This is a genomic window from Halorubrum yunnanense (genome assembly GCF_026586675.1).
Taxonomy (GTDB): Archaea; Halobacteriota; Halobacteria; order Halobacteriales; family Haloferacaceae; genus Halorubrum; species Halorubrum yunnanense.
The window spans coordinates 63,670-77,688 of the sequence record NZ_JAODIX010000019.1; the positions used below are offsets into that span (position 1 = coordinate 63,670).

Below are 14,019 nucleotides of genomic sequence, written 5' to 3' on the forward strand. Positions count from 1 at the left end.
ATCTCGGTCTCATCCGAAAATCTGAAGATTTTAGTACGTGAATTTGCAGTTCCGTGATATGTCACGGCGGCACACCGGAGGCGGCAACGACGGTCGGCGCCTCGGACGCCGACAGTGGCTCTCCACGCTCGGCGTCGGGGGCGCGACCGCGCTCGCCGGCTGTTCGGGTATCGACGGCGATGGTGGCGGTGACGGCGGTGACGGCGACGAAGCGTCCGGCGGCTCCGGCTCCGCCGGCGGCGACGTCGAACTCGGCGACTTCCCGCGCTTCGGTGTCGGCGACCTCTACGGACAAGCGGTCGCCAGGGACCTCGCAGCGCGGGCGTTCGACCGGTCGGACCACGAGTACGGCTTCGACGGCGACGCCATGATCAACCCGGACGGCGACCGGGTGGAGGTGGGGCTCGTCCACGTCGCCGGCGCCAAAACGAACCGGCTCACGGCCGAGTTCATCGCACGGGAGCTCGGCGATAACCTCGGCATGAGCGTCGCCGTCGACGCGATGGACTCGGCCCGGTTCAGAGACGACTACTGGCTCGGGGAGAGCGCCGAGGGAGGGACCGACACGGTCAATGGCGAGGAGGTCGAGTGGTCCGATCCGAATCCGAACAACCCGGGACCGCGGTCGGTGACGAGCAGCGAGCCCTGGGATATGTCGGTCGTGTACGGGCTGAACACGTACCCGCTCAACCCGTCGACGAACGGGGTGTTCTTCGACGGCGCGGACGCTCGGTACAACCCGGTCGGGTACTACCCTCAGTTCGACGTGACGGGCCTGTTCGAGCGGGCCAGACGGGCGACGAGCCGGGACGAGCTCCAACGGACGTTCGTCGAGATATTCGAGAACCTCGCCAGGGAGCAGCCGTACGTCATGCTGCTGTTCAGCGCGGACCTCATCGGTTACGACCCCGACCTCGTCGGGCCCAGCGAGAACTTCTCGAACGGCTGGGACTCCGGGCAGTGGCACTTCGACGAACCGACGATCTCCGGCTCGTACGACACGGTTACGAGTTCCGGGTACAGCACGCTCAATCCGCTGTACAACACGAAGGACAACGCCGACGACGCGATCGGCCGTGCGCTCGATCAGGGGTACACGTTCGACGAGAACCAGGACTTCTTCCCGCTCCTGTACGACATGTCCACCGAAGACGGGGACGTGTGGACGTTCGACGTCCGCGAGAACCTCCGGTTCAGCGACCCCTACGGGCGGGTCACCGCGGAGGACTTCGTCTACGCGATCCGGGAGCTCCACCAGACCGACTGGGCGAACACGGACGCCGCGACCGACTGGGAGGGCGTCGAGGTCGAACGGACCGGCGAGCTCGAGTTCCGGGCGACCCTCCCGACGGCGAATCTGCTCTGGCCCGAGACGTACGACCCGCTCATGTACCCCGTACCGCGGGGGCTCGTCGAGCCGTACGTGGAGGAGAAAGACGCGGAGGGGCTCAGGGAAGACGAGGCGCTGTCGGAGCTCCGGTTTGCCGGGAACCTCGGGGCCTTCCGACTCGACGAGTGGGAGCGCGGCTCCGGCGTGCGGTACACCCGCAACGACGAGTACTACCTGCGCGACATCCAGGAGGGGCCGGACCTGTTCTCCGAGGCCCCGCTGTTCGAGGAGTCGACGATCAGCGTCGTCGAGGAGCGGGCCTCTCGGCTCGGCGCCCTCGAGACCGGAGCGGCCGACGCGGCCGCTGTTCCCCCCGAGCAGTTCGAGTCGTACACCGAGAGCGAAAGCGTGACGGCGCGTCAGATCCCGACGCCGTTCAACTCGATCCTCTCCGTGAACCAGCGCGACAACGGATGGAACGCCGGTCCCGGCAACCTGTTCCGTCACGTCCCCTTCCGACAGGCGCTCTCGGCGGCGATCAGCAGAGACGAGCTCATCAGCGGCGTCTATCGCGACCTCGCGGAGCCTCACTTCACCTGGCAGCCGCGGTGGTCCGAGTTCTACCCGGGCGAGGAGTAGCGGAAGGGCCCGAACACTCAGTTATCATCGGACTTGGACGATCGGTCTCGCGGTCGCGGTGGGTCGACGTGTCGGTCGACCGCATCGGCATGCTCGCCGCCGCACTCCCGCTGGTCGCGTTGTCCGACCGGCGGATCCTCGACGAGCGGACGGCGACCCCCGATCCCGCCGGCCCTCTCGTCACCTATCCGTCGACGGCCGGGAGCGCGATCGGTCGCGGATCCCCGTCGTCCCCCTCCACGGCCACGGTCGGCTCGTCGTCACCGGCTTCGCCGCCAGCGAGGACGGCGGTCGCCCCCGCCGCGAGCGGCGCGACGACGCCGGCGGCCAGCGCTCGCGGGTCCGCGAAGTCGCCGCGGAGCACCACCCTCTCTCCCGGCTCGAGGCTCCGCTCGTCGACGACAGACGCCGCGGCGCCGAGGAGCGCGCCGTGGGAGACGTCGGCGCTCCCGTCCGAGTCACCGCCGTCCGTCGCTCGCACGACCGGGTCGTCCGGTCCGACCGAACTCGGCGGCATTCCGGGATTCTCGCTCCACAGCTCCTGCTCCCAGTGAGTCGTCTCGGGGCGCTCCGGCGCCCCGCCGAAGACGACGAGGCTGGTGCCGGGCGCCGGCTCCGTCGCCGGCTCGTCGGCCACGTCGACGAGGACGACGCGGTCGCCGCGCTCGATCCCCGCCGCGGGGTCGAACCGAACGGGAGCGCCCAGCCCGGCCGCGCCGAGGAAGGCGAGCGTCGTGTGGAAGCCGGGCGCCGGCTCGACGGCGACGGTCGACCCCTCCCGCGCGCCGAGGTAGCGGAGCACGTTGGCGGCCTTGTACGCGTTGGTGATCAGGTCGCGGTACGTGCGCTCGCGCCCGTCCGGGGTGACGAGTGCGAGGTCGCGGTTCCGGCGGTCGCGCGCGAGGAGATCGCCGACGACGTCCATGCCGGAGGCTCGGAGCGGCCGAGACTTAAAAACGAGGAGTGGGTCGGCCGAGGTCCGCAGTCAGGGGGCGCCGGCGATGACTATCATCGAGCCGGCGTCAGGGGGCGCCGGCGATGACCATCTTCGAGCCGGCGTCAGGGGGCGCCGGCGATGACCATCTTCGAGCCGTCCGCGGAGAAGGCCAAATCGCGGGTTGCGTCGCCGTCGACCCGGACCGCGTCGCCGGGCCCGAGCTCGACGTCGTCGCCGTCGACGGTCAGCGTCGCCTCGCCGTGGAGCAGCACGTACACCTCCTCGTGGTCGGTGTCGGCGTGGTCGTGTTCCATCCCCTCCCAGCCGTCGTCGGCCTCCACGACGGTCACGCCGAGGTTCTCGCAGCCGAGCGCGTCCCGGAGGAAGTACATCCCCGGCGCGCGCGGTTCGACGTCGTCGTAGGTGGTGGCGTCGTAGCCCATACGCTCCGGTACGCGGCGAGCGCTGGAAAAGCTACGGGTCGGGAAAACCGGGGGAGCCGGCCCTCAGAAGGAACTCTTCAGCCGCTCGAAGAAGCCGCCGCCCACGTCGATGTCCTCGCCGCCGGCCTCGGCGAACGCCTCCAGCGCCTCGCGCTGCTCCCCGTTCAGCGAGTCCGGGATCACGACCCCGACCTGCACGAAGAGGTCGCCGCGGCCGCGCCGTCGCAGCCGAGGCATCCCCTTGTCTTTCAGTCGGAACGTCTCGCCGCTCTGGGTGCCGGCGGGGACGTCCATCTCCACGCTGCCGTCGACCGTCTCGACTTCGAGCGTGTCGCCGAAGACGGCCTGCGGGAAGGAGACCGCCTCGCTGACGCGGAGGTCGTCCCCGTCGCGCTCGAACCGGTCACCGACGTCGACGTCGACCTCGATCAGCAGGTCGCCGTTGGGGCCGCCGTTCTCGCCGGGCGCGCCCTCGCGCTCCATCCGGAGGCTCTGCCCGGAGCGGATCCCCGCCGGGATCTCCACGGAGAGCGTCGCCTCCTCGCGGACGACGCCGTCGCCGCCGCAGTCGGAACAGTCCTCGCTGTACAGCTCGCCCTCGCCCTCGCAGCGGGGGCACGTCGAGGTCTGCTGGACCCGGCCGAGCGGCGTCTGCTGGACCTGCTGGACCTGGCCGCGCCCGTTACACTGCGGGCAGGTCTGCACGTCGGCGTCGGGCGGGTGGCCCGCGCCGTCGCAGGTGTCGCACGTCGTCGGTCGGGTGAGCGTGACCTCCTTGGTCGCGCCCTCGAACGCCTCCCCGAGGTCGATCGAGAGGCCCGTCCGGAGGTCCTGTCCCTGCCGCGGTCGGTTGCCGCCGCCGCCGCCGCGACCGCCGCCGCTCCCGCCGAAGAACTGGTTGAAGATGTCCTCGAAGCCGCCGGCCCCGCCCGCGCCGCCGGCTCCGCCGAAGGGGCCGCCCGCACCGCCCGCCCCGCCCGGACCGCCGCCGCCCGTCGCGCCGCGCTTGTCGGCTTCGGTGAAGCGGTCGTGGCCCAGCTGGTCGTACTGCTGGCGCTTCTGCTCGTCGGTGAGCACCTCCTTGGCCTTCTGGATCTTCTTGAACCGCTCCTCGGCGTCGTCGTCGTCGCTGACGTCGGGGTGGTGTTCGGCGGCCTGCTTGCGGTACGCCTTCTTGATCTCCTCCTCGCTGGCGTCCTGGGACACGCCGAGGACGTCGTAGAAGTTCTCGCTCATGCGTTACGTTCCTTGTTGAGTTGTTCGTGGCTGGGTCGTGTTAAGCGGCGCGTCCGAAGGCGAGGGTGTCGGCGCTACTCTTCGTCGTCGTCCACGTCTTCGAAGTCGGCGTCGACGTACTCCTCGTCGTCCTCGTCGGGGCTCGCGCCGCCGGGGCCGCCGCCGGCGCCGCCCGGACCGGCCGCACCGCCGGGCCCCGCTGCGCCGCCCATGCCGCCGGGGCCCGCCGCGCCGCCGGCGCCGCCCGGACCGGCCTGCGCGGCCTGTCCCTCGTACATCTGCTTGCCGATCTCCTGGAGTTCCTCCGTGAGCGCCTCGGTAGCGGACTCGAACTCCTCGGTGTCGGCGTCCTCGTCTTCGAGGACCGCCTCGACGTCCTCGATGGCCGCCTCGATGTCGTCGACGATCTCCTCGTCGAGGTCTTCCTCGTTCTCCTCGAGGAGAGTTTCGGCGCGCTGGATCGACGTCTCGGCCTCGTTACGGGCCTCGATCCGCTCGCGGCGGGCCTCGTCCTCCTCTTTGTGCTTCTCGGCCTCCTCCTGCATCTGGTCGATCTCCTCGTCTGAGAGGCCGACGCCGCCCTCGATGGTGATCGACTCGGCGTTGCCCGACCCCTGGTCTTCGGCCTCGACGTTGACGATGCCGTTCTCGTCGATGTTGAAGGAGACCTCGATCTGTGGGGTCCCGGCGGGCGCCGGCGGGATGCCGGAGAGCTGGAACGCGCCGAGCAGCTCGTTCTCGTCGGCGATCTCGCGTTCGCCCTGGAAGACGCGGACGTTGACGGAGGTCTGATTGTCCGCGGCCGTGGTGAACACCTTCGACTCCTCGGTCGGAATGGTGGTGTTCTTCTCGATGAGCCGCTCGAAGAGGCCGCCCTTGACCTCGATCCCGAGCGAGAGCGGGGTGACGTCCAGCAGGACGATGTCGTCGACGTCGCCGGAGAGGACGCCGCCCTGGACCGCCGCGCCGAGCCCGACCGCCTCGTCGGGGTTGACGTTCTTTTTCGGCTCCTGCCCGACGAGGTCCTCGACCTTCTCCTGGACCTGCGGCATCCGGGTCGAGCCCCCGACGAGGATCACCTCGTCGATGTCGCCCTTGTCGTAGCCGGCGTCCGAGAGCGCCTGCTCGGTCGGCTCGACGGTGCGGCCGATGAGGTCCGAGGTGAGGCTCTCGAACGTCGCGCGGGTGACCGACTGCTCGAGGTGAACCGGGCCGCTGTCGGTCGCGGTGATGAAGGGGAGGTTGACGGTCGTCTCCTTCTTGTTCGACAGCTCGATCTTCGCCTCCTCGGCGGCGTCTTTCAGCCGCTGGAGCGCCTGCCGGTCCTCCCGGAGGTCGATCCCGTGGTTGTTCTCGAACTCGTCGGCGAGGTGGTCGATGAGCGCCTCGTCCCAGTCGTCGCCGCCGAGGCCGTTGTCCCCGTTCGTGGCGACGACCTCGTAGACGCCGCCGCCCAGGTCGAGGACCGACACGTCGAACGTGCCGCCACCGAGGTCGTACACGAGGACGGTCTGGTCGGACTCGTCGTCGAGGCCGTACGCCATGGAGGCCGCGGTCGGCTCGTTGACGATACGTTCGACGTCGAAGCCGGCGATCTCGCCGGCGTCTTTCGTCGCCTGGCGCTGCTTGTCGTTGAAGTACGCGGGGACCGTGATCACGGCCTTCTCGACGTCGTCGCCGAGGTACTCCTCGGCGTCGCGCTTGAGCTTCTGGAGGATCATCGCCGAGACCTGCTCGGGCGTGTACTCCTCGTCACCGATCTCGACCGCGTAGTCGTCCTCGCCCATGTGCCGCTTGATCGACTGGATCGTGCGGTCGGGGTTCTGGACGGCCTGGTTCTTCGCCGGCTTTCCGACGAGTCGCTCGCCGTCGTCGGCGAAGGCGACGACCGACGGGGTGGTCCGGTCGCCTTCCGCGTTGGCGATGATCTCGGGCTCGTCGCCCTCCATCACCGCGAACGCGGAGTTGGTGGTACCCAGGTCGATACCGAGGATTTTGTTGCTCGCCATCTTGACCAAATGTAGCGGCTTGCGTCGGTTAAAGGTTACTAGACGGCGCGATCTCCGGCCTCTGCCTATCTCGCTCACGTCCTGCGGTTTCGACGACCGTGTGAACCCCTCGCATCGATGTCTTTATACAGATCCGCAAGCGCAGGAGCCCGACCCGGCCGACGGGCGGACGCGGGCGACGGGGCTCGTCTCGAAACGACGCCCTCAGAGCCCGGAGACGAGGTCCTCGAGCGCCGCCCGCGGGTCGTCGGCTTTCGCGACGCCGGAGGCCAACAGGATCCCCGAGGCCCCGAGGTCGCCCGCGGCGGCGAGGTCCTCCCCGGTCGAGACGCCGGCGCCGCAGAACACGTCGACGGAGGGGTCGACCGCGTCGGCGGCCGCGACCGCGTCTTCGACGATCCCGGGGTCGGCCGTCGAGACGGAGACGTCGCCGCCGATGAGTTCCGGCGGCTCGACGGCGACGGCGTCGGGACCGAGCGCGGCGGCCGCGCCCACCTGCGCGGGGTTGTTCGCGCAGACGATCGTCTCCAAGTCGGCGCGCTCGGCCGCGCGGACGGAGCCGTCGATGTCGGCGAGCTTCAGACGGTTCTCCGAGTGGTTAACGAGCGTCCCCTCGGCGCCGTTGTCGGCGACCGCCTCGGCGAGCGTCGAGCCGGTGTGGGAGCCGTGGGCGTTCGGCGAGACGTGCTGGGCCCACGCCTCGACGCCGGTGTCCGCGACGCGCGCGACGTCGGCCGCCTGCGGAGAGACCGCGATCCGCGCGCCGGACGACTCGGCGACGTCGCGGGCGGCGGTCGCGACTTCGATCGGGTCACACGGGTACGCCTTGAGGTTCACCAGGATGAACATACCCGGATTCGGGGGCCGCGGGCGCAAATAGCTTCATGCTCCGGCGACGCCTCCACGCCTATTTCGACCGAGATCCGTTCGCGGGAGCATAAACGACCTTATACCCCGGTACTGTGGGTCCGAACGAGCCAATGTCCCTCATCGAGCTCATCGCCGGCGTGGAGTCGCGCGAGCCCGAGCTGACCGTCTTCAACGCCGACGCGGCGGTCGCCGAGGAGCTCCGCGATCACTTCGCCGACCGCAACCTCCGGATCGCCGAGGAACGGACCGACGGGGGGCCCGAGGCGTACGCCGTCCTCTCGCGCGACGGCGAGTTCGTCACGGCCGTCACCGTCGACGAGCTCCTCCCGGGCATCGGCGACGAGACGGACGCGGCAGACGGGGATCCGCCCGCCGATAGAGGGGGAGAGAATCCGGAGCGCGGCGACCGCCAACGGGTCGGCGAGCCGATCCTCGACCACCTTGACGAGACGATGTTCACCTCCTACTCCCGCGACGACATGGTCGCCGCGTCCAGGGAGATCGAGGACCGCGCGTGGCGCGTCGGCGACGGCGAGCTCCACGCCGGGTTCCAGACCCTCGACGTCCTCACCAGGGAGGCGGACACCTACGACCTGCTCGGCGAGAAGGAGCGGCTCGAGGTCCACGCGTACGCCGCGAACGAGGGCGACCCGCCCGACGTGGGCCACTACACCGTCCACGTCGGGGAGACCGCGGAGATCCGCGAGACGTGGTTCGTCGCCTACGACGGCGGCGGCTACGACGACGCGAAGTGCGCGCTGCTCGCCGAGGAGCGCGCGCCGGGCGAGTTCTTCGGCTTCTGGAGCTACGACCCCGAGACGGTCGATCAGATCATCGACTACCTGACCGAGAGCTACGCTACCGGGGGCGGCGAGATCGGACTGACGGACGACGTCGGAGAAAACCGGGAGTGAGCCGGGCGGTCGCGCGCGGCCTCAGTCCTTTCGCTTGACGACGTCGCCGAGCGTCATGGTCCCCGAGTCGCCGGTGTCCCAGTCGGCGTCCTCGGCGGACTCGCCCTCGACGAGCGAGATGTCGAGCTCTCCCTCCAGCTTCCGCTGGATATCGTCGGTCGGGAGGGTGTCGCCGCGTTCGAGCTTGCGGATGAGGCTGGCCTTCTCGTTCAGCTGGTCGGCCAGCTCCTCCTGGCTTAGCCCGCGGGACTCGCGGGCGTTCCGGATCTGGTCGTCGTAGTCGGTGGCGATCTCGTCCATGTCGTCGAACATGTCGCGCGGCCGGGTCGAGCTCCCCGAGGAGCCGGACGACCCGCCGGAGGACCCGCCCGAGGAGCCGGACGACGACTTCCCGGTGCTCGAGCTCGTGGAGTACTTGCCGCCGCCGGAGCCGGTCGACTCGTCCCGGACCTCGGTGCCGAAGTCCGTACACGAGCTACACAGCTCCAGTTCGGCGCCTTCGACCTTCGTCGTCGTCAGCGAGGCCTCGTCGGCGCCACACATCTCACACTGGGGCATACGCGACGGTAACGCTCCCGGTGGTATAAAGGGTGCGACGGGCCGTCCAGACGGATACACCGGAGGGCGACGGCGACGGTGCCACCCAGCGGAATCGTGCCGCGTCCGGTACCGACTTGTCGCCGGGCCGGACAGGGACGGTATGGACGTTCACGTCACCAACTCGACCGTGCGGGGCGCGACCCGCGCGCCTCCCTCGAAGAGCTACACCCACCGCGCGCTGCTCGCCGCGGGGTACAGCGGCGGCGCGACCGTCCGGTCCCCCCTCGTCTCCGCGGACACGCGGGCGACCGCCCGCGCCGTGACCGCGTTCGGCGGCGCGGTCGGGCCGGCGTCCGGGAGCGACGCCGGTGACACCGACGCGCTTGTCCCCGACGACGCCGACGCGCTCGCGGTCGACGGATTCGACGGGCGACCGGCGGTCCCCGGCGACGTGATCGACTGCGCGAACTCTGGGACGACGATGCGGCTGGTCACGGCCGCGGCCGCGCTCGCCGACGGCGCGACGGTGCTGACGGGCGACGGGTCGCTCCGGTCTCGGCCGCAGGGACCGCTTTTAAAAGCGCTCGCCGACCTCGGCGTCCGCGCGGAGTCGACCCGGGACAACGGGCAGGCCCCGCTGGTCGTCTCCGGCCCTCTCGACGGCGGCGAAGTCGCCATTCCGGGCGACGTCTCCTCGCAGTACGTCACCGCGCTGCTGATGGCCGGAGCGGTCACCGACCGGGGAATCGAGGTCGATCTGACGACCGAGCTCAAATCGGCGCCGTACGTCGACATCACCCTCGAACTGCTCGACGATTTCGGGGTCGAGGCGACGCCCGTGGACGGGGGCGGCGAGGCGCTCGAGGGCGCGGCCGGCGCGGCGGGGTTCGTCGTCGAGGGCGGGCAGTCGTACGCGCCCGCCGGCGGGAGCTACGCCGTGCCCGGCGACTTCTCCTCCATCTCCTACCTCGTCGCGGCCGGGGCGGTCGCCGCCGAACCCGGAGAAGCGGTCCGGATCGAGGGCGCGCGACCCAGCGCGCAGGGCGACGCCGCGATCGTCGAGATCGCGGAGCGCATGGGCGCCGACGTCGAGTGGGACCGCGACGAGGGCGTCATCGCCGTCCGGCGTTCCGACCTCGCGGGCGTCGAGGTCGACGTGGGCGACACGCCCGACCTGCTCCCCACCATCGCCGCGCTGGGCGCGGTCGCCGACGACGACACCCGCATCGTGAACTGCGAGCACGTCCGGTACAAGGAGACGGACCGCGTCGCCGCGATGGCCGAGGAGCTGGAGACGCTCGGCGCCGAGACGACCGAGGAGCCGGACGTCCTGACGGTCCACGGCTCCGAGAGCGACCTTCGGGGGGCGACCGTCGACGGCCGCGCCGACCACCGAATCGTGATGTCGCTCGCCGTGGCCGCGCTCGCCGCGGAGGGCACCACCACGATCCGCGGCGGCGAGCACGTCGACGTCTCCTTCCCGGACTTCTTCGACGCCATGGCCGACCTCGGGATGGACGTCGAGCGCGACGGCGCGGGCGAGTAGAACACGATATATAAACCCCGACGGACGGCTCCGGCGACTGTTTATAAAAAGAACGCTGGCGCGTGCCGACGAGCGGCCGACAGGCCGCGAGTCGCACGCGCGAGGGAGTCGGTCGCCCGGAGCGAAGCGGAGGGCGGCCGACAGGGCGAGAGCGAAGCTCTCGCTTGCAGCCGGCGGCTTCGCCGCCGGCGACGAGGCTGGGGAGGCGTGAGGCTGCGGTTGCAGTGCGATCGGGTGGGATTCAAAGGGGCAGCCGCGAGGACGAAGCACGGTGCAGTAAGCACCGCAGGAACGAGCGAAGCGAGTGACGAGGAGCGCAGCAAGCCGCGCGAGTCGTCGCGGCTGGGGCTTTGGAGGTGTTCACCGATGATCCACGATCAGACATTTATAAGCGAATGACTGCGACTTCGGCGGCGCTCACCGCGATAGCGACAGCCTCCCCGGTCGCCTATCCCTCACGACCTGATTCCCACAAATTCACTTCGCAATACCGACGGGTACACAAACGCGCCGCGCCCACGACAGGGTATGGACGATATCGACGTCGAACCCGTGGATCGCGTCGAGGAGCCCGAAGGCGACGATCACGCGGCCGACCCCGAATCCGACGGTCACGCCGCCGCCTCCGAATCCGATCTCCCGGCCGAGACGGACGCCGCCACGGACCTCCCCGAGGGCGTCGACGCCTCCGAGTACGTCCTCTACGGCGGGAAGGGCGGGGTCGGCAAGACGACGATGGCGGCCGCCACCGGGCTCTCCTCGGCCGCGGGCGGCGTCCGCACGCTCGTCGTCTCCACGGACCCGGCCCACTCCCTCTCCGACACCTACGAGACGGAGATTCCGGCGGAGCCGAGCCGCATCCGGGAGGACATGCCCCTGTACGCCGCCGAGATCGACCCCGACGACGCGATGGAGGAGGGGATGTTCGGCGCCGACGGCGACCCCCTCGGCGGGATGGGCGAGATGGGTGACGCGCTGGGCGGCATGGGGGGAATGACGGGCGGCCCCGCGGACGGCGCGGACGACGAGGGCGTTGAGGAGGGGCTCGGCTCGCTGCTCGGCGGGACGATGCCCGGCGCCGACGAGGCGGCCGCGATGCGCCAGCTGCTCGAGTACCTCGACGACCCGCGCTTCGACCGGGTGATCGTCGACACCGCGCCGACCGGGCACACCCTTCGGCTCCTCCAGCTGCCCGAGATCATGGACTCGATGATCGGCCGCGTGATGAAGCTCCGCAACCGCTTTTCGGGGATGATGGACGGGCTCAAGGGGATGTTCGGCGGCGGGGACGACGACCCCGACCCCTCCCCGGATCTCGACGAGCTCCGGGAGCGGATCGAGCGCCTCCGGGCCGTGCTGCGGGATCCGGCCCAGACCGACTTCCGCGTCGTGACCATCCCCGAGGAGATGAGCGTGGTCGAGTCCGAGCGGCTGGTCGCCCGGCTTGACGAGTTCGGCGTCCCGGTGAACACGCTGATCGTCAATCGGGTGATGGAGGGCGTCGGCGACGTGGCCGACGTCGACCCCGCGTGGATCGTCGAGCCGAACCCCGACACCTGCGAGTTCTGCGCGCGGCGCTGGGAGGTCCAGCAGAGCGCGCTCCGCCGGGCCGCCGAGCTGTTCCGCGGCCGCGACGTGAAGCGCGTCCCGCTGCTCGCGAACGAGGTCCGCGGCGAGGCCGCGCTGCGGGTCGTGGCGGCCTGCCTGCGTTAGCTGACTATAGGCGCTAAGCCCCCGTCCTCAAGGAGCGAACGAAGTGAGCGAGTAGGGCGGGGATACAGCGCCGTCATCGTTTTAGTTTCACTACACGGCATAGCGTTACGACCCCTGCGGTCGATATCGGTAGTACGATGCTCACCACGCTTCCGGTGGTGTTCAAGCGCGACAAGAAGCGCGCACCCTCGGTTGTGGCTGAGTGTCCATCCGGTAGGAGTGGGAGACTCCGAACCACCCGTGAAGGGAAGTCGCCTGCGGAGTCTGGAATCCCTGTGCCCACGTCGGGTATAAATTCCGACGCAGAAACAGGAAGCCCTGTCCTCAACAAGCGAGGGGCGAGTAGCCCCGAGCGCGGTAGGTCAGGGTAGTTCACGGCGGCGCTCGACTCCCGGTCACTCGCCGGACGCCCCGAACAGCCCCTCTCGAACGCGCTCGGCGACGCCCGCGAGGTGCGCCTGACCGAACAGCGCCACGAGGAGCGCCCCCACGGAGTTGTACGTCAGGTCGGCCACGGTGTCGTCGAGTCCGAACTGGGCGAGCGGCATCTCGATGCCCGTCTCGTCCGCGAGGATGTCGAGCCCGAACTCGAACAGCTCCCAGACGACGCCGAACGCGAGCACGACGACGAAGATGAAGACGAACGCGAACCGCGACGGGATGTGGATATCGTCGTTGTGGAGGTCGACGGCGCGCAGGGTCGTGTACCCGGCCCCCGCTATCAGCGTCGCCGACAGCGCGTGCGTGAGGTGGTCCCACCACGGAACGCGGGCGTAGAACCCGGCCGACCCGACGGTGTGTAACAGCACCGCGGTCGTGATCCACACGCCGAGCCAGGGGTCGAGCGGGATGTCGTAGTTCCGCTCGAGCAGCGCCGGCACGAACGTGACGAACAGCCCGAGCCCGCCGTTGGTGATCGCCTTCGGATGGCCGAACGCCGCGCCGTAGACGACGATACCGGCGAGCAGGACCTGCATCCCCCTCGTGAGCCGACGCTGGGTCCGCAGCGACGGGCGAGCGCGGAGGGCTTCGCGGATGCTCATCGACGCACCACCCGCCCTATCGCACGCCGGAGCCGCGCTCCGCGCCGCCGGAAGTAGGCGTCGAAGAGGACGCCGGCGACGAGCCCGGCCAGCGTCACGTAGATCCATTCGACCATCAGCGCGTCGTTGGTCGTCAGGTAGCTGGTGCCGAGCACCCGGTCGGCGTTCCACCGGAGCACCGTCCACGCGGCCGCCGTCGCCATCGTCGTCAGCACGACGAACACGACCGCGAACCAGTGTGTCACGCGCAGCGTGGTGAACATCTGGAGCTCCACGGTGATGATCAGCGCGAACGCGGCGATCGCGAGGTACGTCGCAAACGTCCCGAGTTCGCCCCCGAGGAGCACGCGCACTAACACCGGCAACAGCGCCAGCCCGAGCACCTCCCACGGGAGCATCACCCGCGGGTTCCCCGCCGCGACCGCCGGCGCGACCACGACCGCGGCCATCGCGGCGACGAGGATCATCGGGAGGAGGTCGAAGTCGAGCAGGCTCTCGACGAACACGCCGACCAGCACCGCCAGCATCGCCCACGCGACCAGCGCGTTCGTCCGACCGTTGCGGAACAGCCGCGCCAGTCGGTCCTCGATGACGGTCCGCTCGGGGCTCTCCGGATCGCGGTCGGCCAGGTCGGACAGGCCGGAGCCGGGCGAGTCGGGGTCCGTGGGATCCGACCCGTCGACTTCGGAACCCTCGTCCGAAGCACCTCCCGCGGATCGGTCGGTGTCCATACCCTCTCTCAGGTCGGCCCCCGCTATATGGATTGCCTCTGTGCCACGCCGAACGGACGCCCTTTTGT

Annotated in this window: 12 protein-coding genes; 4 read left to right on the forward strand and 8 right to left on the reverse strand. The window is 70.0% G+C overall.

Annotation, left to right across the window (positions count from 1 at the left end; genetic code table 11):
* The first annotated feature begins 58 nt into the window (after positions 1-58).
* Positions 59-1,969 carry an ABC transporter substrate-binding protein gene (locus tag N5096_RS04110; protein WP_267663060.1) on the forward strand — a complete coding sequence of 637 codons (1,911 nt, stop codon included), beginning with the start codon at positions 59-61 and terminating at the stop codon, positions 1,967-1,969.
* A gap of 184 nt (positions 1,970-2,153) precedes the next feature.
* On the opposite strand, the gene N5096_RS04115 is transcribed toward N5096_RS04110, so the two are convergent.
* The 5 genes from N5096_RS04115 to tpiA form a co-directional block, all read right to left on the reverse strand.
* Positions 2,154-2,894 (reverse strand): acyl-CoA synthetase family protein, encoded by a 741-nt coding sequence (locus N5096_RS04115; protein ID WP_267663061.1) that lies wholly within the window; start codon positions 2,892-2,894, stop codon positions 2,154-2,156.
* A gap of 134 nt (positions 2,895-3,028) precedes the next feature.
* Positions 3,029-3,349 carry a cupin domain-containing protein gene (locus tag N5096_RS04120; protein WP_267663062.1) on the reverse strand — a complete coding sequence of 107 codons (321 nt, stop codon included), beginning with the start codon at positions 3,347-3,349 and terminating at the stop codon, positions 3,029-3,031.
* A gap of 63 nt (positions 3,350-3,412) precedes the next feature.
* The gene (gene dnaJ / locus N5096_RS04125; protein ID WP_267663063.1) at positions 3,413-4,585 is read right to left on the reverse strand and encodes a molecular chaperone DnaJ; all 1,173 of its coding nucleotides are present in this window, start codon (positions 4,583-4,585) and stop codon (positions 3,413-3,415) included.
* A 74-nt stretch (positions 4,586-4,659) separates the two neighbouring features.
* On the reverse strand, positions 4,660-6,594 hold the full coding sequence (dnaK, locus tag N5096_RS04130; RefSeq protein WP_267663064.1) for a molecular chaperone DnaK: 1,935 nt from the start codon (positions 6,592-6,594) through the stop codon (positions 4,660-4,662).
* Between the two features lie 204 nt (positions 6,595-6,798).
* A complete protein-coding gene (gene tpiA, locus N5096_RS04135) occupies positions 6,799-7,443 on the reverse strand; it encodes a triose-phosphate isomerase (protein WP_267663065.1) in 645 nt (214 codons plus the stop codon).
* A gap of 131 nt (positions 7,444-7,574) precedes the next feature.
* Here tpiA and N5096_RS04140 point away from each other — a divergent pair, with 131 nt between their 5' ends.
* A complete protein-coding gene (locus tag N5096_RS04140; RefSeq protein ID WP_267663066.1) occupies positions 7,575-8,378 on the forward strand; it encodes a DICT sensory domain-containing protein in 804 nt (267 codons plus the stop codon).
* 21 nt (positions 8,379-8,399) lie between these two features.
* On the opposite strand, the gene N5096_RS04145 is transcribed toward N5096_RS04140, so the two are convergent.
* The gene (locus N5096_RS04145; RefSeq protein WP_267663067.1) at positions 8,400-8,936 is read right to left on the reverse strand and encodes a multiprotein bridging factor aMBF1; all 537 of its coding nucleotides are present in this window, start codon (positions 8,934-8,936) and stop codon (positions 8,400-8,402) included.
* A 142-nt stretch (positions 8,937-9,078) separates the two neighbouring features.
* Here N5096_RS04145 and aroA point away from each other — a divergent pair, with 142 nt between their 5' ends.
* Together aroA and N5096_RS04155 are read left to right on the forward strand one after the other, a co-directional pair.
* Positions 9,079-10,464, forward strand: a complete 1,386-nt coding sequence (gene aroA / locus N5096_RS04150; RefSeq protein ID WP_267663068.1) for a 3-phosphoshikimate 1-carboxyvinyltransferase — start codon at positions 9,079-9,081, stop codon at positions 10,462-10,464.
* Between the two features lie 528 nt (positions 10,465-10,992).
* Positions 10,993-12,177 carry an ArsA family ATPase gene (locus tag N5096_RS04155; RefSeq protein WP_267663069.1) on the forward strand — a complete coding sequence of 395 codons (1,185 nt, stop codon included), beginning with the start codon at positions 10,993-10,995 and terminating at the stop codon, positions 12,175-12,177.
* A gap of 395 nt (positions 12,178-12,572) precedes the next feature.
* Here the strand turns inward: N5096_RS04155 and N5096_RS04160 are convergent, their stop codons facing one another.
* On the reverse strand, positions 12,573-13,220 hold the full coding sequence (locus N5096_RS04160; RefSeq protein ID WP_267663070.1) for a DUF2238 domain-containing protein: 648 nt from the start codon (positions 13,218-13,220) through the stop codon (positions 12,573-12,575).
* A complete protein-coding gene (locus N5096_RS04165; protein WP_267663071.1) occupies positions 13,217-13,951 on the reverse strand; it encodes a hypothetical protein in 735 nt (244 codons plus the stop codon). The genes N5096_RS04160 and N5096_RS04165 overlap by 4 nt, the downstream gene beginning before the upstream one ends.
* Between the last annotated feature and the right edge of the window lie 68 nt (positions 13,952-14,019).

What these genes read in the sequence shown, in the direction of transcription:
- tpiA (WP_267663065.1), bottom strand. Translation starts at nt 7,443, where the DNA reads ATGTTCATCCTGGTGAACCTCAAGGCGTACCCGTGTGACCCGATCGAA.
- N5096_RS04160 (WP_267663070.1), bottom strand. Translation starts at nt 13,220, where the DNA reads ATGAGCATCCGCGAAGCCCTCCGCGCTCGCCCGTCGCTGCGGACCCAG.
- dnaJ (WP_267663063.1), bottom strand. Translation starts at nt 4,585, where the DNA reads ATGAGCGAGAACTTCTACGACGTCCTCGGCGTGTCCCAGGACGCCAGC.
- N5096_RS04120 (WP_267663062.1), bottom strand. Translation starts at nt 3,349, where the DNA reads ATGGGCTACGACGCCACCACCTACGACGACGTCGAACCGCGCGCGCCG.
- aroA (WP_267663068.1), top strand. Translation starts at nt 9,079, where the DNA reads ATGGACGTTCACGTCACCAACTCGACCGTGCGGGGCGCGACCCGCGCG.
- N5096_RS04155 (WP_267663069.1), top strand. Translation starts at nt 10,993, where the DNA reads ATGGACGATATCGACGTCGAACCCGTGGATCGCGTCGAGGAGCCCGAA.
- N5096_RS04140 (WP_267663066.1), top strand. Translation starts at nt 7,575, where the DNA reads ATGTCCCTCATCGAGCTCATCGCCGGCGTGGAGTCGCGCGAGCCCGAG.
- N5096_RS04145 (WP_267663067.1), bottom strand. Translation starts at nt 8,936, where the DNA reads ATGCCCCAGTGTGAGATGTGTGGCGCCGACGAGGCCTCGCTGACGACG.
- dnaK (WP_267663064.1), bottom strand. Translation starts at nt 6,594, where the DNA reads ATGGCGAGCAACAAAATCCTCGGTATCGACCTGGGTACCACCAACTCC.
- N5096_RS04165 (WP_267663071.1), bottom strand. Translation starts at nt 13,951, where the DNA reads ATGGACACCGACCGATCCGCGGGAGGTGCTTCGGACGAGGGTTCCGAA.
- N5096_RS04115 (WP_267663061.1), bottom strand. Translation starts at nt 2,894, where the DNA reads ATGGACGTCGTCGGCGATCTCCTCGCGCGCGACCGCCGGAACCGCGAC.
- N5096_RS04110 (WP_267663060.1), top strand. Translation starts at nt 59, where the DNA reads ATGTCACGGCGGCACACCGGAGGCGGCAACGACGGTCGGCGCCTCGGA.